General features: G+C 59.2%; 22 protein-coding genes. 15 read left to right on the top strand and 7 right to left on the bottom strand.

Annotated elements, in window-relative coordinates:
- Positions 1–214 precede the first annotated feature (214 nt).
- Positions 215–3,016 (top strand): FAD-binding and (Fe-S)-binding domain-containing protein, encoded by a 2,802-nt coding sequence (locus B2696_RS05595; RefSeq protein ID WP_286954348.1) that lies wholly within the window; start codon positions 215–217, stop codon positions 3,014–3,016.
- A gap of 33 nt (positions 3,017–3,049) precedes the next feature.
- On the opposite strand, the gene B2696_RS05590 is transcribed toward B2696_RS05595, so the two are convergent.
- Positions 3,050–4,456, bottom strand: coding sequence for an NAD-dependent succinate-semialdehyde dehydrogenase (locus B2696_RS05590; RefSeq protein WP_286954347.1), 1,407 nt, complete (start codon positions 4,454–4,456; stop codon positions 3,050–3,052).
- A gap of 136 nt (positions 4,457–4,592) precedes the next feature.
- Between B2696_RS05590 and B2696_RS05585 the strand changes: the two genes are divergently transcribed.
- Positions 4,593–4,997 carry an NUDIX hydrolase gene (locus tag B2696_RS05585; RefSeq protein ID WP_075728858.1) on the top strand — a complete coding sequence of 135 codons (405 nt, stop codon included), beginning with the start codon at positions 4,593–4,595 and terminating at the stop codon, positions 4,995–4,997.
- Here B2696_RS05585 and B2696_RS05580 read toward each other — a convergent pair.
- The 4 genes from B2696_RS05580 to relB all read right to left on the bottom strand — a co-directional run bounded on the left by B2696_RS05580 (position 4,930) and on the right by relB (position 6,983).
- Entirely contained in the window at positions 4,930–5,844 is a 915-nt protein-coding gene (locus tag B2696_RS05580) for a hypothetical protein (RefSeq protein ID WP_286954346.1), read from the bottom strand. The genes B2696_RS05585 and B2696_RS05580 overlap by 68 nt on opposite strands.
- Positions 5,844–6,251: a hypothetical protein gene (locus B2696_RS05575; protein ID WP_286954345.1), complete on the bottom strand. Its 408-nt coding sequence runs from the start codon at positions 6,249–6,251 to the stop codon at positions 5,844–5,846. Before B2696_RS05575 ends, B2696_RS05580 begins: the two co-directional genes overlap by 1 nt.
- 246 nt (positions 6,252–6,497) lie before the next feature.
- Positions 6,498–6,599, bottom strand: coding sequence for a type II toxin-antitoxin system RelE family toxin (locus tag B2696_RS11550; protein ID WP_414646590.1), 102 nt, complete (start codon positions 6,597–6,599; stop codon positions 6,498–6,500).
- 147 nt (positions 6,600–6,746) lie between these two features.
- Positions 6,747–6,983, bottom strand: a complete 237-nt coding sequence (relB, locus tag B2696_RS05570; RefSeq protein ID WP_286954344.1) for a type II toxin-antitoxin system RelB family antitoxin — start codon at positions 6,981–6,983, stop codon at positions 6,747–6,749.
- A gap of 220 nt (positions 6,984–7,203) precedes the next feature.
- Between relB and B2696_RS05565 the strand changes: the two genes are divergently transcribed.
- The gene (locus tag B2696_RS05565) at positions 7,204–7,563 is read left to right on the top strand and encodes a CHY zinc finger protein (protein ID WP_286954356.1); all 360 of its coding nucleotides are present in this window, start codon (positions 7,204–7,206) and stop codon (positions 7,561–7,563) included.
- Positions 7,564–7,581: 18 nt separating this feature from the next.
- Here B2696_RS05565 and B2696_RS05560 read toward each other — a convergent pair whose 3' ends face one another.
- The gene (locus tag B2696_RS05560; RefSeq protein WP_286954343.1) at positions 7,582–8,883 is read right to left on the bottom strand and encodes a M20/M25/M40 family metallo-hydrolase; all 1,302 of its coding nucleotides are present in this window, start codon (positions 8,881–8,883) and stop codon (positions 7,582–7,584) included.
- Positions 8,884–8,961: 78 nt separating this feature from the next.
- Here B2696_RS05560 and bioB point away from each other — a divergent pair, with 78 nt between their 5' ends.
- The 3 genes from bioB to B2696_RS05545 are packed head-to-tail and all read left to right on the top strand — an operon-like array spanning position 8,962 to position 11,170.
- Positions 8,962–9,942 carry a biotin synthase BioB gene (gene bioB / locus B2696_RS05555; protein WP_276623382.1) on the top strand — a complete coding sequence of 327 codons (981 nt, stop codon included), beginning with the start codon at positions 8,962–8,964 and terminating at the stop codon, positions 9,940–9,942.
- The gene (locus B2696_RS05550) at positions 9,942–10,205 is read left to right on the top strand and encodes a hypothetical protein (protein WP_075728867.1); all 264 of its coding nucleotides are present in this window, start codon (positions 9,942–9,944) and stop codon (positions 10,203–10,205) included. The genes bioB and B2696_RS05550 overlap by 1 nt, the downstream gene beginning before the upstream one ends.
- Before the next feature lie 32 nt (positions 10,206–10,237).
- Positions 10,238–11,170, top strand: coding sequence for a Sir2 family NAD-dependent protein deacetylase (locus B2696_RS05545; RefSeq protein WP_286954342.1), 933 nt, complete (start codon positions 10,238–10,240; stop codon positions 11,168–11,170).
- A gap of 24 nt (positions 11,171–11,194) precedes the next feature.
- Here B2696_RS05545 and B2696_RS05540 read toward each other — a convergent pair whose 3' ends face one another.
- Positions 11,195–12,253: an alpha/beta fold hydrolase gene (locus tag B2696_RS05540; protein WP_084559095.1), complete on the bottom strand. Its 1,059-nt coding sequence runs from the start codon at positions 12,251–12,253 to the stop codon at positions 11,195–11,197.
- Between the two features lie 734 nt (positions 12,254–12,987).
- Here B2696_RS05540 and B2696_RS05535 point away from each other — a divergent pair.
- The 9 genes from B2696_RS05535 (at position 12,988) to B2696_RS05495 (ending at position 23,668) form a co-directional block, all read left to right on the top strand.
- On the top strand, positions 12,988–14,103 hold the full coding sequence (locus B2696_RS05535; RefSeq protein ID WP_286954341.1) for an ABC transporter ATP-binding protein: 1,116 nt from the start codon (positions 12,988–12,990) through the stop codon (positions 14,101–14,103).
- A gap of 470 nt (positions 14,104–14,573) precedes the next feature.
- Positions 14,574–15,530 carry a carbohydrate ABC transporter permease gene (locus tag B2696_RS05530; RefSeq protein ID WP_276623385.1) on the top strand — a complete coding sequence of 319 codons (957 nt, stop codon included), beginning with the start codon at positions 14,574–14,576 and terminating at the stop codon, positions 15,528–15,530.
- A 2-nt stretch (positions 15,531–15,532) separates the two neighbouring features.
- Positions 15,533–16,462, top strand: a complete 930-nt coding sequence (locus tag B2696_RS05525; RefSeq protein WP_286954340.1) for a carbohydrate ABC transporter permease — start codon at positions 15,533–15,535, stop codon at positions 16,460–16,462.
- A gap of 60 nt (positions 16,463–16,522) precedes the next feature.
- Entirely contained in the window at positions 16,523–17,917 is a 1,395-nt protein-coding gene (locus tag B2696_RS05520; protein WP_286954339.1) for an ABC transporter substrate-binding protein, read from the top strand.
- Entirely contained in the window at positions 17,914–19,209 is a 1,296-nt protein-coding gene (locus B2696_RS05515) for an alkaline phosphatase family protein (protein ID WP_286954338.1), read from the top strand. Before B2696_RS05520 ends, B2696_RS05515 begins: the two co-directional genes overlap by 4 nt.
- 141 nt (positions 19,210–19,350) lie before the next feature.
- Positions 19,351–20,772, top strand: coding sequence for an AMP nucleosidase (amn, locus tag B2696_RS05510; protein WP_286954337.1), 1,422 nt, complete (start codon positions 19,351–19,353; stop codon positions 20,770–20,772).
- 128 nt (positions 20,773–20,900) lie between these two features.
- Positions 20,901–21,428, top strand: a complete 528-nt coding sequence (locus tag B2696_RS05505; RefSeq protein ID WP_084559097.1) for a phosphoribosyltransferase — start codon at positions 20,901–20,903, stop codon at positions 21,426–21,428.
- Between the two features lie 129 nt (positions 21,429–21,557).
- The gene (locus B2696_RS05500; protein WP_286954355.1) at positions 21,558–22,961 is read left to right on the top strand and encodes a SulP family inorganic anion transporter; all 1,404 of its coding nucleotides are present in this window, start codon (positions 21,558–21,560) and stop codon (positions 22,959–22,961) included.
- Between the two features lie 116 nt (positions 22,962–23,077).
- Positions 23,078–23,668, top strand: coding sequence for a biliverdin-producing heme oxygenase (locus B2696_RS05495; RefSeq protein ID WP_075728875.1), 591 nt, complete (start codon positions 23,078–23,080; stop codon positions 23,666–23,668).
- Positions 23,669–23,706 lie beyond the last annotated feature (38 nt).

Here is a 23,706-nt window from a genome sequence, read left to right as displayed (position 1 = left end):
CCGGGCCCGAGAGAAAAGCCGGGGTTGCCCGTGCCGCGGCTTAGGGCTTCGCAATTTCCTAGAGCCGTTCCCTGTTGAGACTTCGAGGGCGGGAATGTCCTGAGGAGGGGCCGATGAGCGTAGCCTTTCCTATTCATACTTTGGTCTAACCATTAATGAGTGGAGACTGGCCATCATTTCGGGGGTAGTTCCCAAGCGAGCTTAGACTGGGGCCATGAATTCCCCATTGCTTGAACTGACGTTGCCAGAGGACGTCGACGTGCGGACCTCGCTGATAGAGCGCACCAAGTACGCCTCCGATGCATCGCACTATTTGAATGTTCCCCAGGCTGTCATCGTGGCTAAGAATGCGGGGGAGGTGGCGCAGGCTTTCGCCGAGGGCGCCGCACGAGGAGTGCCCGTGACCCTGCGCTCCGGCGGAACGTCCTTGGCTGGTCAGTCCTCGGGAGAGGGCATCTTGGTCGATGTTCGTCGGCACTTCAAGAGTGTCGAGGTCCTCGACCGTGGCCAGCGCGTGCGCGTGCAGCCCGGATCGACTATTCGCTCGATCAATGCGCGGCTCAACCTTTATGGGCACAAGCTGGGCCCAGACCCGGCTTCGTCTAGCGCGGCGACCATCGGCGGCGTCATTGCCAACAACTCCTCCGGAATGGCCTGCGGTACTGAGTTCAATACTTACCGCACCCTGGAATCGATGACCTTCATTCTGCCCTCGGGCACCATGATCAACACCGCGGATGCGGATGCCGATGATCAACTGGCGCGCCAAGAGCCGGAGTTGGTGGAGAGCCTCATTCGCCTGCAGCGCCGCGTGCGCGATAACGCGGAATCGGTGGCCACTATTCGCCGCCACTTCGCCCTCAAAAACACCATGGGTTATGGCCTCAACTCTTTCCTAGACTTTGATAGCCCGGTCAAGTTGCTCGAGCACCTCATCATCGGTTCGGAGGGCACCTTGGCCTTCGTCGCCGAGGCCGTATTCCGTACCGTGCCGATCTCCAAGTTCGCTACCACCACCGTCGCGGTATTCGACGATCTTGATTCGGCCACCCGTGCGCTGCCGGATCTGCTCGATACCGGCGCCGCCACCCTCGAGCTCATGGATTCCTCTTCCATCAAGGTGGGCCAAGCACTCAAGGGAGTGCCGGAGGCTATCACCGGCTTCGATGTGGATAAGCAAGCCGCCCTGCTCATTGAGTACCACGCCAATGAGGCCGAGGAGCTGCATTCCCGCGAGCAGGCTGGTGCGAAGCTCCTGTCTGAGCTGCCTTTGCGTTCCCCGGCGGCTTTCTCCCAAGACGCGGTCGATAGGGCCGTGGCCTGGGCATTCCGTAATGGTCTCTATGCCTCCGTTGCCGGTGCCCGCAAGTCCGGCACCACGGCACTGCTGGAGGATGTCGTCGTCCCCGTGGGCGATCTAGCACCCACCTGTGAGTCCCTCCAAGAGCTTTTCGTACGCCACGGCTACGATGACGCGGTCATCTTCGGCCACGCTAAGGATGGCAACATCCACTTCCTCTTGACCGACCGCTTCGAGGGCGATGAGGCGCTGGGCCGCTACAACGACTTCAACGAGGGTCTGGTTTCCCTCATCCTCAGCGCGGAGGGCAACCTCAAGGCTGAGCACGGCACCGGCCGCGCCATGGCACCTTATGTGCGCCGCCAGTACGGCGACGAGCTCTATGAGGTCCACCTGGAGCTCAAGCGTGCCTGCGATCCCCGCGGCATCATGAACCCGGGCGTCATCATCGATGAGGACCCAGAAGCGCACATTAAGAACATCAAGCTCAACCCGCAGGTGGAAGAGCGCATCGACAACTGTGTCGAGTGCGGTTACTGTGAGCCGGTGTGCCCGTCCCGCAACCTGACCATGACCCCGCGTCAGCGCATCGCCGTTCGTCGCGCCTGGGTCAAGGCTGTGGAGGAAGGCCGCACGGCCGATGCCGAGGAGCTCGCGCACGATTACGAGTACCAGGGCATCGATACCTGCGCGGTGGACTCCATGTGTGTCACCGCCTGCCCGGTCGGCATCGATACCGGCAAATACGTCAAGGAGCTGCGCGCCAAGCGCAATAATAAGGTGCTCTCTACCGGTTGGGCGGCCGCAGCTCAAGCCTGGCCTGCTGTGCCGGCAGTGGCGTCGGTGGCCTTGACCGGAGTTTCTTTCCTGCCCACCGGGCTGGTGAAGAAGATTACGGATGTCGGACGCGCGCTGGTCGGCGATGACGTCATGCCGCAGTACCAGCCGGAGCTGGGCAAGGGCGGCAAGCTGCGCTCGCGCATGGGCACGCTGGTGGGAGACAAGACTGCCACTCCTACCGCCGTCTACGTCCCGGCCTGCGTCAATACCATGTTTGGCCGGGCCGAGGGCGGGGATAATATTGGCACCTCCAACGCCTTCATTGCCTTGCTTGAGCGTTCCGGGCAGTCCCTCATGGTTCCCAAAGAGATTGACTCGATGTGCTGCGGCACCCCGTGGACCTCGAAGGGTATGACCAAGGGGCACGAGATCATGGAACAGCGCGTTCAGCACATCTTGCTCCACGCCACCGATCACGGCCGTCTGCCTGTTATCTCTGATGCCTCGAGCTGTTCCGAGGGCTTCAAAGCCATGGCGGAGAAGGTCGGAATCACCGTCATCGATGCAGTCGCTTTCACTGTCGATCACATCTTGCCGCAGCTTGAGGTTAAGCATCCGCTCGAATCGCTGACAGTGCACCCAACCTGTTCCTCGAAGCACTTGGGCATTATCGACGACTTGGAGACCGTCGCGCGTGCTGCGGCCAAGGAAGTTCATATTCCGGTTGATTGGAATTGCTGTGGTTACGCGGGTGACCGTGGCATGCTGCACCCAGAGCTTACCGCCTCGGCAACTCAGGCAGAGGCGGCGGAGGTCAAGGAGCTAGATTCGCTCTACCACGCGTCCTTGAACCGTACGTGTGAGCTGGGCATGGAGCGCGCTACCGGCCGCGAGTACGAGCACGTCCTAGAGCTGCTCGAGATCGCCAGCCGCTAGCACTTAAAGTGCTAGCGGCTAAAGCGTCAGTGCTTAAAGCGCGGGGGAGAGGCCGGCATCCTGCTGGCCGCTCACGCGGTAGAGGTGCTCGTTAACAAACTCGCCCACGCCCCAGCGTGCGAGCTCGCGGCCATAGCCGGAGCGGTTAACTCCGCCAAAGGGGAGGCCCGCACCGGTTACGGAATGCTCGTTGACGAAGGTCATGCCGTCATTTAAGCGCTGGGCCACCGCGAAGGCGGCATCCAGATCAGTGCCCCACACGGAGCTAGAGAGCCCGTAATCGGAGTTGTTGGCTATCTCGATCGCCTCCTCCACGTCCTTCGCCTTGTAGATGATGGCCACGGGACCGAAGATCTCGTTGCAGCCGACGTCGGCTGTGGGGTCGACATCGCTAAGCAGCGTCGCCTCCATGTAGGCACCGTCACGGTCTAGCTTCTTGCCACCCACGCGGATGGTGGCGGTTCCCTCCTGTGCCGCCTTGTCTAGGCGCTCGACAATCTCGTCGCGCGCCCCGATGGAGGAAAGCGGCCCAAGATCAGCCTTATCGTCCTCATAGGTGCCGACCTGCATGGCGCCGATCTTCTTCTCGAGATAATCGACGCTGCGATCGTAGAAGTCCTCCAAGACAATGAGGCGCTTGGGCGCATTGCAGGCCTGGCCGGTGTTGTACATGCGGATCAGGGTGAACTGGTCGAGGACCCACTCCAGGTTGTCATCATCGATGACGAGGAAAGGATCGTTTCCGCCCAGCTCCAGAACGCTCTTCTTGTAATTCTCGCCGGCGGTCTTAGCCACCGCAGCACCGGCAGCCTCGGAACCAGTGAGGGAGACGCCCTTAATGCGCTTATCCGCCACGAAAGCGTCCATCTGGGAGCCCGAAGCGTAGATATTGATAAAGGCGTCCTGGGGTAGGCCGGCCTCCTCGAGGAGATCCTGGCAGGCCTGCGAGGAGAGCGGGCAAATCGAGGCGTGCTTGAGCACGATGGTATTGCCCAGCAGTAGGTTCGGTGCCGCAAAGCGCGCGACCTGGTAGTAGGGGAAGTTCCACGGCATGATGCCGAGCAGCGGGCCTAGAGGTTCCTTGCGCACGACGGTCTTATCGGCGCCTTGCGCCGGGAGGTACTCGTCCGCGAGCAGCTCGTGGGCGTGTTCGGCGTACCAGCGATAAATATCCGCCACGATCTGGACCTCTGCCTTGGCCCAGCGGGTGAGCTTGCCCATCTCGCGGCCGATGTGATCAGCCAACTCATCGGCGCGCTCCTCATAGAGGTCCGCGGTGCGGGCCAGGATGGCCGCGCGCTCGCTGATATCCGTGTCCTTCCACGACGCAAAGGCCTGTGTAGAGCGGTCCAAGATGTCGTCGCGCTCGGTGTCGTCGATACGGTTGAACTCTTGTTCTTTCTTTCCGGTACTGGGGTTTTCGATAGCAAATGTACTCATGTGTGCCCTGTGTAGTCGCCATGCTCACATCTCGCAATGACCTCCCCTCATAGCCACGGTATGCGCGCCGCCGGGAGGACCTGCTTCCTCGCAGCGGAGTGGTGCTTTCCCCACCTGCGGAATAATGTGGTGGTCCATGCAAGAAAATACCGAGAACCCCGCCGAAATTGTCGTCAGCGCTGTCGTCTTCCGCGACTCAGCCGGCAAGGTACTCACCGTGCGAAAGAGGGGAAGCATGCTCTTTCAGCTCCCCGGCGGAAAGCCGGAAGCAGGGGAGAGCCCCCGCACCACGGCAATGAGGGAGGTTGCCGAAGAAATCGGCGTAGCGATTCCGCCCAGCTCCTTGCATCCTTTAGGTAAGTTCAGCGCACCTGCTGCCAACGAGCCACGGTGCAGCGTGACAGCGACAGTCTTTTGCCATTCCGGCTCCGTAGAACCGCATATCGATGCGGAGATCGAAGAGATGGCCTGGGTCAATCCTTCGCATCCGGATCGGCCGTTGGCGCCGCTTTTGGCGCAGAAGGTGCTCCCCGCCATTTAGCCTTCTCCTGCTCCGACTTCCGGTGATTGCGGATAGCCAGGATACCTATCACCAAGCCGATGAAGATGGGGACCCAGATCTTCGAGTAGTCGAGGAGAAAGAGTACCCACTCCGGCAGTTGCGGGATGTCGAAGTGTGGCAGAGACGGCAGCGGGGGCCAGTCCGGCACAGGCAGGTGAATCTGCGGCAGGGCGGGAAAGTTGATATCGAAGGAAGGTAGGCGCAAGTTCCAGTCGGGGAAGAAGCTCAAGATCCATTTAATCAACCGGCCCAGCAGCGGCCCGAGGATCACAACTGCCAGCGCCCAACCGCCCTTGCCCAGCCCGGCCAAAAGCGGATAGGCCACCCGCTTGAAGCCGCTGTCCTCCATCTCTTTTCGGCGTTTCTCACCGCGGCTTCCCGGCGGGGCCGCGAACTCGACCACCTGAGAGCCTTGGCGGTATTCCACGTTGAGGATATCGTTGAGAACGCTGGCCTGAATATAGACGTGTGGCTTGTTGCGATTGACCAAGGCATAAGTCGAGGCCAATGTTCCTAAATCCGCAGCTTTCTCTAGCGCGATCCGGCCCGTCGATACCGTGGCATAACGCGCCCGTACCTCGCCATTGACCTTGAGCTGCAGCCGCACCGAGGGGTTGGAGGCAAAGCGTTTGATGCGCTCGGGCAGTTTGGCATCGGGACCCGCCTCGATGAAGTCAGGTCCTGTTGTTTCTTGCTTGGCCCCAGACTCAGCCTTGGTCTTGTTCTTCTGTGGCCAGTCGGGATAGAGCTGGGCGAATTCCGAGTCATATCCCCGCTCGACCTCGATGAGTCCGAGTTCAGGGTGGTTGAGTGACCAGGTTTCCATCAGCGTGCACCCTCTTCGGAATTCTCCACGGCAGGGGAGTCTTTGGTTGTGGGTTTCTCGGGGCGAATCCTCGCGCCCAGCCACTGGCCCACAACGAGCAGGATCAGGGCGCCGAGGACGTAGACCCAGGTCCCAGAGTTGTAGAACATCCGCGTGGCCTGCCAAAAGATGGCGGCGCTGATCAACGGGAAGGAGAGGTTGAAGCGGAATACAGCGCCGTCAACAAGCCCCAGACCGAGGGCGATGAGCGGCAGGGAAACCAGCGTGACGATTGTCGCGGCATCTGGGCTGAGCAGCGCTGCAACCGGGAATGGTAAGACCAAAAATGCCAATACCGGACCCAGATAGGTCAGGTACTGACGCGCAGTTCTGCCGCCCGGTTCCGCATCGTTGGTGTTCTCAGACATGGTGTCGAATATAGGTTACAAAGGGCAACGCTATCCATTCTGGGTGCTAGGCAGCAGGCCAAGGGGGAACCAGCCATTGCTTCAATTGTCTGGCCGGCATCGATAACTATGCTGGCCGCATCAGGGCGATATTCCTCGGTAAATCGACTTCTTTATCCCATTTGAACATTTTTCCTCAAAACCTCACGGTCTTGCTAGTTTAGGTGTCCACAACAAGAGGGTAACCCCACTGTGAGCAAACGGAAACTAGTCAGAATAAATCTTTGACCTGTGTCCCACATCTACAACAATTACGATGACGTGTTCATCTACGATGTCAGCAACAACTCGGTAGCCCCAACTCTCCACCGCCACAAACCTGTCTTGTTCGAGGTCAGGGCTTTTCCGCGCTGCCGCGGATTGTCTAAGTTAGAAAGCTCTCGGAGAAACTTAACTACCCGCAGTTTATTGCGTCTATCGAGTTTTTTGAAGGACTTTGCTGCGCGGGGAGAAAACCTAATCTCCCAGTCCACACTCATTCTCCAGCTGCTCCAGCGACGCCGTCTCTACCTCGCCTCGGCGAATCTCGGCAGCTTCTTCTTCCAACAGATACACATACTCAAGTTGGTCAAGGTGTGCACCGAGCGCCTCACGGAGATAAAATGATCCCGGTCGCCCTGTGCGCTGGGACAATCTATCGAGACGGAGTTTTTGCTCGTCATCAATACGCAGGCTAATTACTGAACCACTCATGTAAACATGTTTTCACTGATAGTGTGAAAAGTCCCGCGTCCTCTCCTATCAACTTCCATCCGTCATGCTGACTGGCAAAACTTTACTTCGGGCTCACCTTGGGCCTGCTCGCAAAACGTGGGAGGTCAGCTAAGCGGCTCTCAGACTCGGTATGCCGGGGATAAGGCTGTAGAAAATGGCTAGGATGGTGGCCACAGTGGCGAGGATCGATGTGAACGATATGCAAGGCACCACCGCCGCCGAGAGCGTGGGCTCTACCGTCGACGTCATCGTTGGAGCCATCGACGGTGAGGGCCGCTGCGCGCATTGGCATTCCGCGGTGGACGTGGTGGCGAACAGGTGCGCCACCTGCAATAAGTGGTTCGCGTGCTCGTTGTGTCACGCGGAGATAGCTGATCATCCCTTCGGCCCTATGCCGCTAGACGTTCCTGCCGCGATGTGCGGAGCCTGCGGACACACCATGAACTATCACGAGTATTCTGCTGCCACCTCCCGCTTGGCCCGCCCAGCCTGCCCCGCCTGTGGGCACGGATTCAATCCTGGCTGTGGGCTGCACGCCGGCATCTACTTTGAGCTCTAGATCTGTTCCGCGTGTGGCTTAGGCGGAAAGGAAGCGGTGCACCAGGCTGTCGTAGCCGCGCACGGTGAGCTCGAGGTCCTCGAGGTAGAGGTGCTCGTCGTGGCTGTGTAGCTGCGAATTGGCGCTGGCCATATCGCGGTTAGCGGCGTGCAGGGCAAAGCCATAGGCGTTGCCACCCAGCCGGCGGGCAAAACGCAGATCGGAGCCGCCGGTGGCTAGGACGGGGAGGACATCCTTGTCGGGGAAGAATTCCTTGGCGGTGGCTTCGATGGCATGCCACAGGGCGGTATCGGTGGAGGATTGGGTGGCGTCCTCAGTGATGAGGTGCTCGATCTCCACCTCATCGGCGAGATCACCTAAAGCTGTGCGCAGGAAATCATCGAGGTCATCCTGGGTTTGACCAGGGAAGGGGCGAATGTCCATCTCGAGGTAAGCATGGGAGGGAAGCACGTTGATGGCGTTGCCGGCACGCAGGACCGTCTCCGCGATGGTGGTGTGGCTAAAGGCATGGGCGTAGGCTGCCAGGGAGCCGAAGGCGCTGTAGTCCCCAGTGCCATCGATAAGCGCGGCCTCAGTGGCCGAGTCGAAGCCGAAGGTGCGGACGAAACCTTCCCAGACCTCGTTGGATACCGCCGGGGGCTCGGCGGCGGCGATGCGGCGGGCCACCTCGCCTATCTTGACGATGGCGAAGTCCTTCCCGTAGGGTGTGGAGCCGTGCCCGGCGTCGCCGTGGACGTGCAGGCGGCGCTGGCCAGCGCCCTTTTCCCCGACGTTGAAGGCGATGGCGCCCGGCAGGTGACTCCCGCCCGTCTCGGAGAGGCAGTTCTTCCAAGAGAAGGCGTCAGGGTGGTTCTCCACGAGCCACTTGCCGCCGAGTCCGCCGCGCGCCTCCTCATCGGCCATGCCCACAAAGGTCAGCTCGCCGCCGGGGTTACCCTCCTGGGCCACCTTCTTGGTCACTGCGGCCATTGAGGCGGTGATAAAGAGCATGTCTACGGCGCCACGGCCGTAGATTTTTCCATCCTCAATGAGCGCCTCGAAGGGGGGTTTGCTCCACTTGGGGGCGTCGATAGGCACAACATCCGTGTGGCCGAGCAATGTCAGTGGCTCCTTGGAGGGATCCCCGGGGACGGTAAAGGCGATGGAGACGCGGGTGGGGTGGGATTCGAAGCGCTGGATCTTGACTGGGGTATCGGCGAAGAAGCGCTCGAGGGTGTCGGCGTTGCGGACCTCGTTGCCCGAGTCGGGGGTGAGATCATTGACGCAGGCGTTGCGGATGAGTTCCTGCAGGAGTTCTAGGGTTTCTTCATAAAGGTTCATGGTGGCTAAGGGTAATACTCTTGGCGGATATGCGAGCCTTTAACCAAACCTGAACGCTGTTCAAGTATGGTGCTTTTCATGAGCATTATAGATATCGCCCGGACCAAGACCCTCGAGCAGGGCATCGGCCTCAACGAGGAAGAGATCCTCCAGGTACTGCGCGTGCCCGATGAGCAGCTGGAAGAAATCGCCGACGTTGCCCACCAAACCCGCCTCAAGTGGTGCGGGCCTGATGTCTCCGTGGAGGGAATCATCTCCATCAAGACCGGCGGCTGCCCGGAAGATTGCCACTTCTGTTCCCAATCCGGACTCTTCCAATCCCCGGTCCGCGCCGTGCGCCTCAACATCGCCGAGCTAGTCGAGGCGGCGCAGAAGACCGCCAAGACTGGCGCCACCGAGTTCTGCATCGTCGCCGCCGTGAAGTCCCCCGATGATAACCTCCTTGACCAGGTGGGTGAGGCCATTGCCGCCATCAACGATGCGGTAGACATCGAGATCTCCTGTTCCCTGGGCACGCTCACCCGCGAGCAGGCGCAGCGCCTCAAAGACATGGGTGCCCAGCGCTACAACCACAACCTGGAGACCTCCCGCTCCTTCTTCCCTAACGTTGTGACCACCCACAGCTGGGAGGAGCGCAAGGACACCCTCGACCACGTCCGCGCCGTGGGCATGGAGGTCTGCTGCGGCGGCATCATCGGCATGGGTGAATCCGTGGAGCAGCGCGCCGAATTCGCCGCACAGCTCGCGGAAATTGACCCCTGTGAGGTGCCGATGAACTTCCTCGACCCGCGGCCTGGCACCCCCTTCGCGGATCGTCCCTTGGTTCCCCTCGGCGAGGGGCTGCGCGCCGTGGCGGCCTTCCGCTTGGCGATGCCGCGTACCACCCTGCGCTTCGCCGGCGGCCGAGAGCTCTCCCTCGGTGACGACGGAACGGAAAAGGGCCTGCTCGGTGGCATCAACGCCATCATCGCCGGCAACTACCTGACCACCCTGGGCCGCCAGATTGAAAAGGACGTCGACATGCTGGGGCGCATCGATCTGCCGATCAAGGCGCTCTAATGCGCACGAGCTCATCCACCGAGCTGGCCGCCGCCGTCCTGGCGGGGGAGACCCCAATCTTCCACCCCAATACAGGCGAGCCCTTCGGGGAAGTCACGCACCTGCACCCGGCGGCCGCCGCCGGTTTAGACGTGCCGCGCTACTGCCAGCTGTGCGGGCGGCGCATGATGGTTCAGGTGCGCCCCGATGGCTGGCTGGCGCAATGCTCTCGGCACGGTGAACTCGATTCCGAGTGGCTCTATGAGGAGAAACTGCCGGACTAGGGTTTCACCCCAGCGTGATTAGACTGGGGGACATGGTTTTCGAGGATGCGGCAGTAGATCATGCCCACCAATCCGCGCTGCGTTCGATCGCGCGCGTAGTTAAAGAGACTGCCCCGCACACCCCCAGCGCGCAGGCCTTGCAGGAAGTGACCCAGCAACTGCGCCGCGGCGGGGTCATGGTGCTCACCGGGGCAGGCATCTCGACCGATTCTGGGGTTCCCGATTACCGCGGCCCCAACGGTAGCCTCAGCAGGCACCGCCCGATGACCTACCAGGAGTTTCTCCACGATCCGGCGGCCTCGCACCGCTACTGGGCGCGCAGCTTCCTGGGCTGGCGGGTCATGCGGCAGGCGCGTCCCAACCGTAGCCACTTCGCCCTCGTTGAGCTGGAGCGCGCCGGGCTAATAAGCGGTGTGGTTACCCAAAACGTCGACGGCCTGCATAAACAAGCCCGAACGCGCAATCTTATCGCTGTCCACGGTGACATGGAGGAAATCGTTTGCCTCAACTGCGGCTACCGCGAGGAGCGCGGTGTATTCGACGCGCGGCTTGCGGCGGCGAATCCCGGCTACGCCGACAGCGTCATCGTGGCCTCCCAAGAGGTTAATCCAGACGGCGATGTCACGCTCAGTGCCGCTGACGTCGCCCGCTTCAACATGGTGGGCTGTAGGAATTGCGGCTCGGTATTGCTCAAGCCCAACGTGGTCTACTTCGGCGAATCGGTCCCAGCCCCCGTGAAACAGGCCGCCGACAAGCTCCTGGAGGACTCGGACTCGCTGCTCGTGGCCGGTTCTTCCCTGGCCGTGATGAGTGGCCTGCGCTTCCTTCTCAATGCCCGCAAGGCTGGCAAGAGGGTCTCCGTCATCAACGGTGGCCCGGGCCGTGGCGATGAACGCGTCGATACCTTGTGGCGCACGCAGCTGGGCCCGGCTTTCGACGCCATTATTGATGAGTTGAGGCTTTAGGGTTGCGCTGTTATGTCCAGGGAGTTAGTTGATCTGCTCGAGCAGCGTGCGCACGATGGCATGTACCCGCTTGTCCATGGGCATGTCTTCGTGCAAGACCACTGCTCGGCGGTCGAAGTCCTGGACGTAGATATTGCGTACCGTGCCTTCGGGCGCATGGCGTGGATCAAGAAAGCAGGTCTCAGGGGGCACGACCACGGCATCGCTGCGGGTTGCTATGCAGGTATAGCTCACGCCTGGTTCCAAGTCTCCGTCCCGGTTGACTGCGAGCAGGGTCTCGCTGCCGACAATCTGCTCCATTCCAGCCGGACCGAACCAGCTGTCGATGATCGAGCGCATCACCGATTCTTGGCGTGGTCCTCGCACGAGCCGGCTGGCGATGCCGCCTTGGGTGGTCCCGTGGTTCGGGGAGCTGATGCAGATAAGGTGGCGCACGTGATCCGCACCGCCGTCTATGCGCATCCAATAGCGAGCCAGCAGGCCACCTTGGGAGTGGCCGATGAGAATCGCTTTCTCGGCGCCAGTGACCTCAAGTACCGCCTCGATATAAGCGCCGAGCTGCTGCGAAGATTGCGGGAGGGGTTGCGTGGCACGGTTGCCGTAGTCAGGGGCGAAGACCGCCCAGCCATCGGCGCGAAGCTGGATGCCGAGAATCTCCCAGATCCCCTTGGTATCGCAGGTTCCGTGGATCAAGATGACCGGCCATGGGCGCTCCTTGCTGGGGCGGGCTGCCCAATCATCCTCGAAGATGCCGCGCGGTTTGAAGCGCGCGCCTAGGGGGAGGCTCGCCGCCGTGGCTATTCCGAGGGCTGCCTCACCAGGGGTTTCGTCACTATTCTGGTGGAGGAGATCCCCAAAGCCACGCCGCTCTTGCCGCAGCCGGCCAGCGATTTCGGCGGCCACATCCTCGCGGAGGCGACTCGGCGGCGCCGGGGAGACTATGCCGATGCGCGGGGAATCAACTGCCGGGGGAGCAGTTACTTCCGTGTCGTTGGAAGCATCTTCGCTGGGGTCGGCGCGCCAAAATCGGCCCAGTTGTTCGGAGATAGTGGCGCGGAGTTCCGCGATCGGATCAGTTGGCATCGCCGCCATCCTACCTGTTGTTGCTGCTAGGTGCCTGTTGTGGGATCTTTTTTAAAGCAAGATTAAAAGAGATTGGCCCGAGGGGTTGACCATCAACCAAAAGGTTTATAAACTAAGGCTTGCCTAATCACGGGTCGTTGTTTGGGGGGAGATGCGCTCCACTTCTCCGCTAAGCACCGAAGATTAGTCATGGGGAGAGAGCCCGCTAGTGTGCAGCTAGCGGGCTTTCATTATTTCTGTATCTTAGACACGTTGTGCGGGCTAATGCTCAGAATGTGTTGTTTTGCAGCGCCATCTAGTTGCCTCCTTGGACAGCGTCCTGTTTAATTTTCCCTTTACACACGCGGCATAGAGGCTGGCTTTTGGAACAAAGAACAGGAACTCGTAGCTACTAGCATGCTCTTGGCCTAAAGCGCGGTATTGACCGCATAAAGGGCGTTTATATTCCAACAGGGAATATAAATCCGGGATTTACGCACGCTCACCAGCGTAAAGAGGAAGATCTAGACACACTTCCTGCACCTTAGCCCCCTCACCCTGATTTAGACCGCGCTACTGAATGAAACGTCGAGTTCATCAGCAAGCTATGTCAGCGCCCCTCTGGGTTCACCGCGCGCCGCTATGTTGTCACAGGTGCCCCGCAAGCGTTGCGGTTTTAAGCGCACTCGGATCGTCCGGCACGTACCTGCCGGTTGCTTATCGCATCCCCAACATCACTTGCAAGGAGTTTCCTCATGGCAGCAATCAGCTTCCACAATGTTTTTTGTGACTATCCAGGTGCGGACCGTTCCGCAGTCTCCGATCTCAACCTCGATATCGCGGACGGAGAGTTCCTCGTCCTTGTCGGCCCTTCTGGTTGCGGAAAATCCACTACCTTGCGTATGCTCGCCGGGCTGGAGGATGTCACCGAGGGAAACATCAGCATTGACGGCCAAGACGTCACCGGCGTCTCACCCAAAGACCGCGATATTGCGATGGTCTTCCAGAACTACGCTCTCTACCCGCACATGACCGTTGCGGAGAACCTTGAGTTCGGGCTGAAGATCGCCGGAGTCAGCAAGCAGGAGCGCCGCAAGAAGGCGGAAGAAGCAGCCCGCCTGCTCGGCCTCGATGAGCTCTTGGAGCGCAAACCCAAGGAGCTCTCCGGCGGTCAGCGCCAGCGCGTTGCCATGGGCCGAGCAGTAGTTCGTGAGCCAAAGGCCTTCCTCATGGATGAGCCGCTGTCTAACCTCGATGCCCGGCTACGTGTGCAGATGCGCGCTGAAGTCTCGCGTCTAACCAAGCAGCTCGGGGTGACCACGGTCTATGTCACCCACGATCAAACTGAGGCGATGACCATGGGGGACCGCGTTGCCGTGCTGAAGGATGGAGTGCTCCAGCAGGTAGCCAGCCCCGCGGAGCTTTACGATAACCCGGCCAATACCTTCGTGGCGGGGTTCATCGGGTCGCCTTCTATGAGCCTTTTTGATGCGCCGGTCTACGAGGAGGGAATCTTTCTGGGGCGCAATACGGTGCGTTTGCCTGAGGAGCTGCAGGGGATTGAGGGACTAAAGAAGATCACCGTGGGCGTGCGTCCGGAGGATCTTTCCATCAGCGCCGGCCGTGACACTTCTTACTTTGACATGGAAGTTACTGCGGTGGAAGTTCTCGGTTCTGAGGCCTATATCTATGGCACCGCCAAGGTCACCCCCAACTCAGATCCCATTCAGCTGACCGTCCGCACCAATGGCCGCCAGCACCCTGAGGTTGGGGATCTCGTTCCAGTGGAACTCAACGAAAATCACCTGCACTTCTTTGACGCATCCACGGGTGAGCGCCTTTCAAACAACATCTACGTTGCTGCTGTTTAGAAGTTAGCCAACGCCTCGGCGGCAAGGTCCATTTCTCATTGTGTATGGCCCTTGCCGCTTTTGTGATCTCTCCTATGGAAGCCGTACAAATCATGAAATCCCCAGGCTTCGTGGATCTCTTGTGCGAAGCCTTGCATGAGTGCCGAGAGGCTTTGAGTAGAGAGTCGTTGTGTGGCGGTGTCAAACGCGATACCGGAGGTTAACGCCGGGCAAAATCGCGGCGAGATCCAAGGGGCGCAAAAGATTGCCAGATGAATAGAAACTGCCATCTCGCATGCCTAGGCAAAGGGTTGATGAACAATCCCTTGCACGCCAAGCGGAGCATCTAGAGCGGTTATATGGTGTTCTACGGCCCACGAGAAGTGCTGTATTAGCAGCCATAAATCGCCGAGGGAACCTCGTTGCAGGAACCCCTTGTGTCCTTGCCTCTCGTGTCCTTTCTAACCCCCTCTTTGAAAGAGAATTTCCGTATGTCCATCACCGCACCACCACGGGATCCGCTCGCGCAACCCCCGCAGGCGCGCGCGAAGTCTCCCAAGCGGAGGCAGAGGAAGCAGAAGTACAGCTGGAAAGAAAGCCTCGCTTTCTTCCTTTTCGTACTTCCCAACCTCGCCGTCATCCTTATCTTTTCCTATTGGCCCACCATCTATAACGCGTTCTTCAGCCTCGTAGAGTGGGACTTTGTTCAACCCACTATGACGTGGGTGGGATTGCAGAACTACGTCGACCTATTCACTAACCCCGAGTTCCCCAAAATCCTTGCTAACACCCTGATCTTCTCGCTGTTCACTGTGGTGGGCACCTTGGTCGGCGGACTAGGTATCGGCTTGTTGTTGGCTAAGAAGCTCCGGTTTAGCGGAATGGCGCGTACCTTAACCTTCGCCCCGCACATGATTCCCGGCGCCGTCGTCGGCATCTTGTGGTTGTTCATGTTCGATCCTAATTACGGTCTTAGCCGCTGGGCATTCGGCCTCTTTGGTGAGGCCTCCCCGCAGTGGACCTCAACGTCTACGTGGTCGCTGTGGGCCATCATCATCGCCTATTCCTGGCAGCAGATTGGGTTTGTGGCAATCATCTACTACACCGCCATCATCGACCTTCCCAAGCCCTTGTACGAGGCAGCGGCGGTCGACGGGGCGGAGGGGTGGAAGCTTTTTACCAACATGACCATTCCGCTCCTGCGTCCGGTGACTTTCTTCCTGCTCATAACCGGGATCATCGACAGTGCTCAGGCCTTCGACATCATTGCCACCCTCACGGAGGGCGGCCCGGGTGACTCCTCAACCACCTTGACGTGGTCAATTTATGAAGAGGCCTTCCACAACTTTGATATCGGTTCCTCAGCTGCACAATCCATGGTTCTGTTCTTGATCCTCATGGCACTCACCGCCTTCCAGATGCGATACGTCAAAAGGAGCGTGGATTAATCATGACTCTCAGCACCCCTAACGCGCTGCAGCCTCAGGTAAAGCGTTCACTTGCGGGATCGAGCCCTGCTCTCGGCAGCTCCGTGGCTAAGAACAAGAAGTTGTCGGCACCGAACATCGCGGTCATGGTTGTTCTCTACGCACTCCTCGTGCTGACTATGCTGGCGTTTTTCATTCCGCTGTACTGGATGTTTAGTTCCGCGGTGAAGCCGGAATCAGAAATCTATTCCTGGCCCATCTCTTGGATTCCCAGCTCCATCTCGTGGCAGGGCTTCGTCGATGCATGGACCACAGCGCCCTTTGGCCGCTTCTTCCTTAACTCGGTGATCACCAGCACCATCGGTACCGTCCTAGAAGTCACCCTCGCCATCTTCTGTGCCTATGCTTTCGCGTTCATCCGCGCGCCGTTTAAAGGCACGCTTTTCGTCATTCTCTTGGGTTCGATGATGCTTCCCGGTCACGTGACCTTGCTGGTCAACTACATCACCATTGCCAAGCTGGATTGGCTCAACACTTATCAGGGTTTAATCTTGCCCGGCATTGGTACCGCTTTTGTGATGTTCCTCCTGCATCAGCAGATGCAGCAGGTACCGAAGGAACTGATCGATTCCGCCCGCATCGACGGTGCCGGCCACTTGCGCCGCCTGTTTTCGATCGTGCTGCCGATGAGCTCTCCGATGGTCATCACGGCCTCACTCATTGTCTTTATGGGTAAGTGGAACAGCTATGTCTGGCCCCTCATCGTCACCAGCACGGTGGAGATGCGCACCCTGCCAATCGGGCTGAAGTTCCTGCAGAGCCAAGAAGGCTATACCAACTGGGGTTCGGTGATGGCTGGTGCCGTCATCGTCTCCGCACCGATGCTCATCGTGTTCTTCCTCGCACAGAAGCGCATCATCGGCGGCATCAGCGCCGGTGCACTCAAGGGCTAAGCCTTTCACCTCTCATGTACTCCCATCATTCAAGATTCAAGAAAGAAGCACATTTTCATCATGCATAACCACCGTGATCTCATTTTGAGCCGTCGTTCCATACTCGCAGCTATGGGCCTTGGCGCTGCCGGCCTCGGCTTGAGCGCCTGCGTGGGCGTCTCCAGTGAAGGCTCGAAGGGCGCAGACGCCGCCGAGGGCAGTAGCTTACGCGCCGATTTCCAGCAGGCTCCGGTCGAAATCCCTGCGGAGTATAAGGATCGCACCCCCATCGTGTTCTGGGCACCTTTTACCGGCGTCAACTTCGACGCGGTAACGAAGCTTTTCGACGAGTTCAACAAGTCCCAGAGCGACATCTACGCGGCAGCTCAATCCCAAGGCAGCTACAACGATCTCTATCAAAAGTTCACTGCTGCACTGCGCGCTCGCAAGGTACCGGACATCGTATGCTTCCCCGAGCACCGTTGGCTCCAGTACTGGGAGGCCGATGCTTTGGCACCGCTTGACGGTTACTTCGATGATTCCTGGTCTCTCGACGTCTACATGGAGAACTACGTCGGAGAGGGCCAGGTCGGGGACCAAACCTACGTGGTGCCTTTCGCTCGCTCGACCCCGCTGTTCTACTACAACAAGGATCGCTTCCGCGAGGCAGGCCTTCCTGAAGAGGGGCCGAAGACCTGGTACGAGTACGCAGAGATGGCTCCGGACCTGCTGCGTCTCGATGCCGGCGGAAACCCGCTAAGCGCCTTCGCCTTCAGCAACGGTGACCAGTGGTACGGCCAGTCCCACATCTGGGCCTGGGGCGGCAACTTCTCCCGCGATACCACCATCACTGTCGACGAGGGGCCGATGACTGAGTGGCTCGACTGGAAGCGCAAGTTCATCCACACCGACCACTTCGGCTACATGGCGAAGTCCGGTTTCACTGATTTCACTACCGGAATTGCTGCAGCCTGCCACGGCTCTACTGCCTCGCTCGCAGGAGCAAAGAAGACTGCGGAGTTCGAGATTGGTACCGCCTTTATGTTGGGCAAAGACACTGCCGGCCCCAAGGTTCCCACCGGCGGTTCCGGCCTGTCCATTGTGAAGTCGGAGTCCCAAGAACGTCAGGATGCCTGTGCTGAACTCTTCCGTTTCTTGGCTCAGCCTGAGAAATCCGCACAGTGGCACCAAGAGACCGGCTACCTTCCTATCGTGAACGCTGCTCGTGACACCGACATTGTTAAGAAGCTCGTCGCCGAGGATCCGAACTACAAGACCGCGCTCGACCAGGTTCCCAATGCACAGACCGCTGACACCATCACCTGGTGGGAGGCGCCCGTTGAGAAGATCGACGAGGCAATGGCGGCCGTTTATGGCGATAACGCGGATCCCGCAGGCGAGGTCAAGAAGCTCCAGACCGCGTTGGAAGAGAACATGAAGAAGTACGCTGATACCATCACCGAGGTACAGCAGTGAATGAGCAACGCCTCCTAGTCATCTCCGTCGATGCGATGGAGGATGTCGACGCGAACTATGCGCGAACACTTCCCTCCTTCGCGCGCGTGCTCGAGGGCTGTGCCCAAGCACAGATCCGCTCGGTTTATCCCACGCTGACTTACCCGGCCCATTCGGCACAGCTCACCGGCTGCCCGCCGGCGCAGTCCGGAGTGTTTAATAACGTGCTCATGCAACCCGGCATCGATCACCCAGATTGGTTTTGGGACTATTCATTCTTGAATGTGCCTTCTATCTTGGATGCCGCGCATGAGGATGGACGTCGCGTCGCTGCAGTGCAATGGCCAGTCACGGCTGGTGCGCCCTTCGACATCATCATTCCGGAGATCGGAAATGTTGAGTCCACCGGGGGACTGCAGGCAACGATGCACTCGGTGTGTTCGGAGCGTGGCTTCGAGCTCTTTGAGCGGCATCAGGGCAAGATCATCACGGAACCGAAGACCAACCACGGCCCCTTCGCGGCGGCAGTGGGGGCGGATATATTGCGTGAAGATCATCCGGAAGTCATGTTCATTCACTTTGTGGAGCTCGACAGCGCGCGCCACAAGTATGGGCCAACCGGGCCACACGTCAATGCCGCACTCGAGGCCGTTGATGAGCGTCTCGGCGTTCTCTTCGCGGGACTCGATGATTCAGGTCATGCCGAGCAGACCAATATCGTCATTGTTTCGGATCACGGGCAGCTAGAAACACTCCAGCACACCAACCTCAATATCCTTTTCCGGGATCGGGGCTTTTTGAAAACCGATGAGGAAAACAATCTCCTCGATTGGGATATTTACCTGCATAGTGCGGGTCTATCTGGGCAGATCTTCTTGAAGGAAGGGCTCAGTTCACAGCGCCTGCGCGAGATCGAGGACCTTTTGGATGAGATCGTGGCGGAGCCGAAGTATCGCATTCGCGAGATCCTCACGGCAGCGGATGCACGCGAGCTCTACGGGCTCGACGGTCCGTTTAGCTGGATCGTGGAATCCGAGCCGGGCGTTATCGTGGGCGGTGCCCTTGACAGACGCGTCGTCGTTCGGCGCCAGGACGAGGATTTCCGTGGCTACCTCGGGAACCACGGTCACCATCCCACGCAGGGGAATCAGCCGGTGTTCTTTGCCAAAGGCCCGGCGTTTCTGCCGGAGGAGGATGGCGGGCGCCGCGAGATGATCGAGGAGGCCGCGACCTTTGCCAAGGTTCTCGGCGTAGAATTGCCCACCGCGGTCGGTTCGGCGATGAGTGATCTGCTCATTCCTGAGCTGCGCTAGAAAAGGTCGGACGCTCGCTTTTCGCGTGCGTCAATAAGGGGTGTCTCGGCATGTGCGGCACCCCTTGGCCTACTGTGGGGCCCCTATCAATTACTTTCTGCCGCCCTGCTGAATCGCAGTCCGGCAACTACACTTGTATGCATGACTGACCTGCAGCATGTCCATTCTGTGGATGAGGCCGTCGAACGCCTCATTGAGCTCTATGACACCTCGTGCCTCTTGGCAAAACAGGCGTTGTCCACTGGAAATTACGAGGAATACCGTTATGTGACCTATCCCAAGATTGCGGTGGAGGTCCGGGAGTGGACGCCAATCGATCGTTCTGAGCCCTTCGGCTATGTTGATGAGGCGGGGCGTTATAGCGCGGTTATTTCCAAACCTCACCTCATCCGGGCGTATCTCCGCGAGCAGCTGGCGCGACTGGCAGGCAACTACCATTGCGATATATTTGTTGGCTACTCGGATCAGCGAATCCCGCCTGAGTACATCCGTGATTCGGGTGATGCCTCCGAGGCGCGTAGAGCAGGGGATAAGGCAGCCGAGATTCCGCGCCCCACTCTCGATGAGGTCAATGACGCGATCATTGACGGGGAATGGGAGGCATTCCACGGAGAGGAAAAGCCCCTCTTTCCCTTTGGGCCCCAGCGCTTTGATATTGCTTGCGCGCGCATCGAGCATTACACCGGCATTGAGGTGGACTCGGTGCAAAAGTACATCCTCTTCACCAACTACGCCATGCATACCACCGAGTTTGTATCCTTCGGGCTGCGCGAGCTAACGAAGGAAGACTCTCGGTATAAGGCGCTAGTCTTGCCCACTGGGGAGACCATTCATCCCAACGATGCGGTGGCGCTCGATATTGATGAGCTCACTTTAACGTCCCGTTTCCAGATGCCACGTTTCGATCTCATCACCGATGTAGGGGATGGAATCACCATGATCAATATTGGCATCGGCCCCTCTAATGCCAAGACGATCACGGATTGCCTAGCGGTCTTGCGCCCCGAGGCTTGGATCATGATCGGGCACTGTGCAGGCCTGGATGGGCGCATGCGCATCGGTGACCTCATCTTGGGCAACGCCTATCAGCGTGAGGATCATATTCTCGATAACCGGGTGGCCACGGGGAATCCCATTCCGGCTATCCCGGAGATTCAGCGGATGCTGGAAGCCTCTGTGGACGAGGTCTATGGCAGTGACAATCCGCTGATGCGCACGGGCACAGTGCTTTCCACCGATGATCGCAATTGGGAGTGGCGCACCAACCGTGACCTTTGGGGTTGGCTCCAGCATTCGACGGCGGTGGCAGTGGACATGGAATCCTGCACTTTGGCTGCCAACGGTTATCGTTATCGCATTCCCTATGGAACACTGCTTTCGGTCTCGGATTTACCCTTGCATGCGGTGCCGAAGCTGCCCGCCCAAGCCCAAGCATTCTACTCCAACTCCAAAGAAGCCCACGTCATGTGTGCGGTACGCGCGATGGAACAGTTGGCGGAGAATCCGGAGCGGCTGCGCACGCGCAAGCTGCGCCGAACCTTGGGTGAGGTTCCTTTCCGCTAAACGTCTGATACTCGCCCGGTACCTACCTGCCACTCTTTTGGGCAGTTTTTGACGCTCTTTTCTCCCATGACGCGTGGCCTCGCTACACTATGGGAAAGCCAAAAGGATTCTTCTAAGGAGCCAGCTGCATCGTGAGCGTCAATAACACCCCGGAGTGGGTTCACCCAGAACGCGAGAACCTAACGTGGGAGACGTTCGGCGAAGCCAGCCGCAACCTCTCTCAGCAGATCATTGACTCGGGGTGGTTTCCGGATCTGATCGTTGGCGTTGCTCGAGGCGGTCTCATCCCGGCCGGCGCCATTGGCTATGCCATTGGTGTCAAGGCCATGGGCGCCATCAACGTGGAGTTCTATACCGATATTGGTCAGACTCTCCCGGATCCGGTCATCCTCGACCCACAGCTAGATACCGCCTCTTTGCGCGACAAGAAGGTCCTCATCATCGATGACGTGGCGGATTCAGGCAAGACGCTCGACTTGGTGGTCAACTTCTTAGAGGAGACCGCGTCCGAGGTACGCTCCGCGGTGATTTACACCAAGCCGACCACCATCTTCGAGCCGGACTTCTCCTGGCTGAAGACGGATAAGTGGATCAACTTTGCTTGGTCGGTCCTGCCGGTCATCACCGCTGATGGCTCCTTTAGGGAAGGCGCCTAAAGCGCACTACACTGCTGTTGCGTGCCTAAACAACAGCAATCAGCGTCCGCCCGCTCGAACGCTAACGCCGCGCCCACCGGCGTCATCGCGAGCTTCCGCTATGCCTTTTCCTCCCCCGCACGGTTGCGGATGGAGGTATTCGGCGGCATTGCGGTCGCCCTCGCGCTTATCCCCGAGGTCTTGAGTTTTTCCATCTTGGCCGGGTTAGATCCGCGCACGGGCCTGTATGCCTCGGTCATCATGGCTATATCCATTGCATTTACCGGTGGGCGCCCAGCAATGATCTCGGCTGCGGCCGGCGCGGTGGCGCTGGTCATTGCGCCTTTGGCCAAGGCTCATGGCCTCGATTATGTGGTCGCGGCTGTGCTTCTGGCCGGTGTTATTCAGATAACTTTGGGCCTGCTCGGCTTTGCCAAGCTCATGCGGTTTATCCCGCGCAGCGTGATGATAGGTTTCGTCAACGGTCTGGGCATCTTGATGTTTCTGGCGCAGCTGCCCTACCTGCACGATGTGCCGTGGACGGTCTACCTCCTCGTTGGCCTGGGCTTGGTCTTGATGCTGGGATTGCCCCGCCTCAACCCCGCCATTCCGACACCCCTAGTCGCCATCGTCGTTGTCACCGCCGTGGCGTGGGCTGCGGGCTGGCGTGTCCCCGAAGTTGCAGATACGGGCGAGCTTCCCAGAGGCTTGCCCGGCCTATTTCTGCCGCAGATTCCTTGGAACATGGAGACGTTTATAGTGATTGCGCCTTATGCGGCCGCCGTGGCTTTGGTGGGTTTGATGGAGTCGTTGTTGACCGCCAAGCTCGTTGATGACATCACGGATGTGCACTCCGATAAGACCCGCGAATCGCTGGGGCAGGGCGTGGGCAACATACTTTCCGCAGCCATTGGTGGCATGGGTGTGTGCGCGATGATTGGGCAGACCATGATCAACGTCAAGACTTCCGGAGCACGCACGCGCTTGTCGACGTTCCTCGCCGGCGTCTTCCTCCTCATCCTCTGCCTCGGGCTGGGAGACTTCGTGGGCAGGATCCCCATGGCGGGGCTCGTCGCTGTGATGATCGTGGTGGCGGCAACGACCGTGAATTGGCATTCGGTACGGCTCCGCACGCTGCGGCTGATGCCGCTTTCGGAGACCCTATGTATGGTGATCACCGTCGTGGGAACCGTGCTGACAAAGAACCTTGCTATCGGGGTTATTCTGGGTGTAATCGCCGCCACCTTGGCCTTTGCGCAGAAGGTGGCGCACCTAGTCAGTGTCGAGGAAACCGCGCCAGGGAAGTATCAAGTGCTGGGACAACTGTTTTTCGCTTCCTCGAATGACCTGGTCTATAGCTTTAACTACCGCGCTGCGGAATCCACGGTCATCATCGATCTTTCCAAGGCGGAGATCTGGGATGCTTCGGCCGTTGCCGCGCTGGATTCGGTGAGGCAGAAGTACAGCCAGCATGGAGTCATCGTGGAGTTTCGCGGCCTCGATGGTCCGAGCCAGAGGCGTTTAGCGCGCCTGAGCAAGGCGATGGGGGAGTAGCTGCGAGTAGTACTTTCGAACCAATTTTCATTCCCCCTGCTGCACTTTAGGTAAGGCTAACTTTATTCTGTTGGCAGTACTTTGTTGCAGGATATCTATGAAGCGTAGGAGGGTGAATGATGACCATCGCAATGGAAAGAACCAGCCTGGCACAGCCCCTGTCGGATGCATTGTATAAAGAGACTGTCCGTGCACACATGGGTGCCGGGGTTAGTCACCTTGGTTTGACTCCGCATAGTGCGGGCAATCGAGGTTTGTCCGTCTATCGGGGCCAGTTGTGGTTCATTTACGAGGCGCTCGAGCGCTCGGCGAGGGCCGTGGCTGGTACCGAATTTGGTTCGCTCATCTTTGGCTACGCGGGTAGAAGCCGCAGGGAACTTGAGCAGGACCTGGAAGGCACTTGGGGAGGTAACTGGCGTGAGCGTCTAAGGCTCCTGCCTGCCACTGCAGCTTATGTGGCGCGGCTCGAAGAAACTGCTGATGCGGAGTTTTCTCTGCAGGTCTTAGCCCAGCATTGTGCACGCTGTGTGGGCGATTCTGCCGTGGGGGTTATGTGTGGGCCAGGATCTGCTTGGATTGATTCCTTGCGCTTGGGCGAAGGTGAGCGCGCGCAGTTCATGCAAGAGGTGGCAACGGCCTGCAAGTTCAGTGCACTTCTGTCGAGCGAAATTGTCCGGCAGAGGCGGCATATAGGCAGTCATAACTAAGGTGAGCCTACCGGAATTGGTGGTTGACATGCAGGTTT

It is taken from the genome of Corynebacterium sp. UBA4397 (assembly GCF_002390965.1).
GTDB lineage: Bacteria > Actinomycetota > Actinomycetes > Mycobacteriales > Mycobacteriaceae > Corynebacterium > Corynebacterium flavescens.
Note: the sequence above shows the minus strand (reverse complement) of the source record. Positions and strands in the feature narration are given on the sequence as shown.

Coding starts and splice junctions, on each gene's coding strand:
- B2696_RS05540 (WP_084559095.1), bottom strand. CDS start 12,253: ATGCCAACTGATCCGATCGCGGAACTCCGCGCCACTATCTCCGAACAA.
- B2696_RS05520 (WP_286954339.1), top strand. CDS start 16,523: ATGCATAACCACCGTGATCTCATTTTGAGCCGTCGTTCCATACTCGCA.
- bioB (WP_276623382.1), top strand. CDS start 8,962: ATGAGCATTATAGATATCGCCCGGACCAAGACCCTCGAGCAGGGCATC.
- B2696_RS05575 (WP_286954345.1), bottom strand. CDS start 6,251: ATGTCTGAGAACACCAACGATGCGGAACCGGGCGGCAGAACTGCGCGT.
- B2696_RS05500 (WP_286954355.1), top strand. CDS start 21,558: ATGGAGGTATTCGGCGGCATTGCGGTCGCCCTCGCGCTTATCCCCGAG.
- B2696_RS05580 (WP_286954346.1), bottom strand. CDS start 5,844: ATGGAAACCTGGTCACTCAACCACCCTGAACTCGGACTCATCGAGGTC.
- B2696_RS05595 (WP_286954348.1), top strand. CDS start 215: ATGAATTCCCCATTGCTTGAACTGACGTTGCCAGAGGACGTCGACGTG.
- B2696_RS05560 (WP_286954343.1), bottom strand. CDS start 8,883: ATGAACCTTTATGAAGAAACCCTAGAACTCCTGCAGGAACTCATCCGC.
- B2696_RS05565 (WP_286954356.1), top strand. CDS start 7,204: ATGCAAGGCACCACCGCCGCCGAGAGCGTGGGCTCTACCGTCGACGTC.
- B2696_RS05545 (WP_286954342.1), top strand. CDS start 10,238: ATGGTTTTCGAGGATGCGGCAGTAGATCATGCCCACCAATCCGCGCTG.
- B2696_RS05535 (WP_286954341.1), top strand. CDS start 12,988: ATGGCAGCAATCAGCTTCCACAATGTTTTTTGTGACTATCCAGGTGCG.
- relB (WP_286954344.1), bottom strand. CDS start 6,983: ATGAGTGGTTCAGTAATTAGCCTGCGTATTGATGACGAGCAAAAACTC.
- B2696_RS05495 (WP_075728875.1), top strand. CDS start 23,078: ATGATGACCATCGCAATGGAAAGAACCAGCCTGGCACAGCCCCTGTCG.
- B2696_RS05590 (WP_286954347.1), bottom strand. CDS start 4,456: ATGAGTACATTTGCTATCGAAAACCCCAGTACCGGAAAGAAAGAACAA.
- B2696_RS05530 (WP_276623385.1), top strand. CDS start 14,574: ATGTCCATCACCGCACCACCACGGGATCCGCTCGCGCAACCCCCGCAG.
- B2696_RS05550 (WP_075728867.1), top strand. CDS start 9,942: ATGCGCACGAGCTCATCCACCGAGCTGGCCGCCGCCGTCCTGGCGGGG.
- B2696_RS05525 (WP_286954340.1), top strand. CDS start 15,533: ATGACTCTCAGCACCCCTAACGCGCTGCAGCCTCAGGTAAAGCGTTCA.
- B2696_RS05585 (WP_075728858.1), top strand. CDS start 4,593: ATGCAAGAAAATACCGAGAACCCCGCCGAAATTGTCGTCAGCGCTGTC.
- amn (WP_286954337.1), top strand. CDS start 19,351: ATGACTGACCTGCAGCATGTCCATTCTGTGGATGAGGCCGTCGAACGC.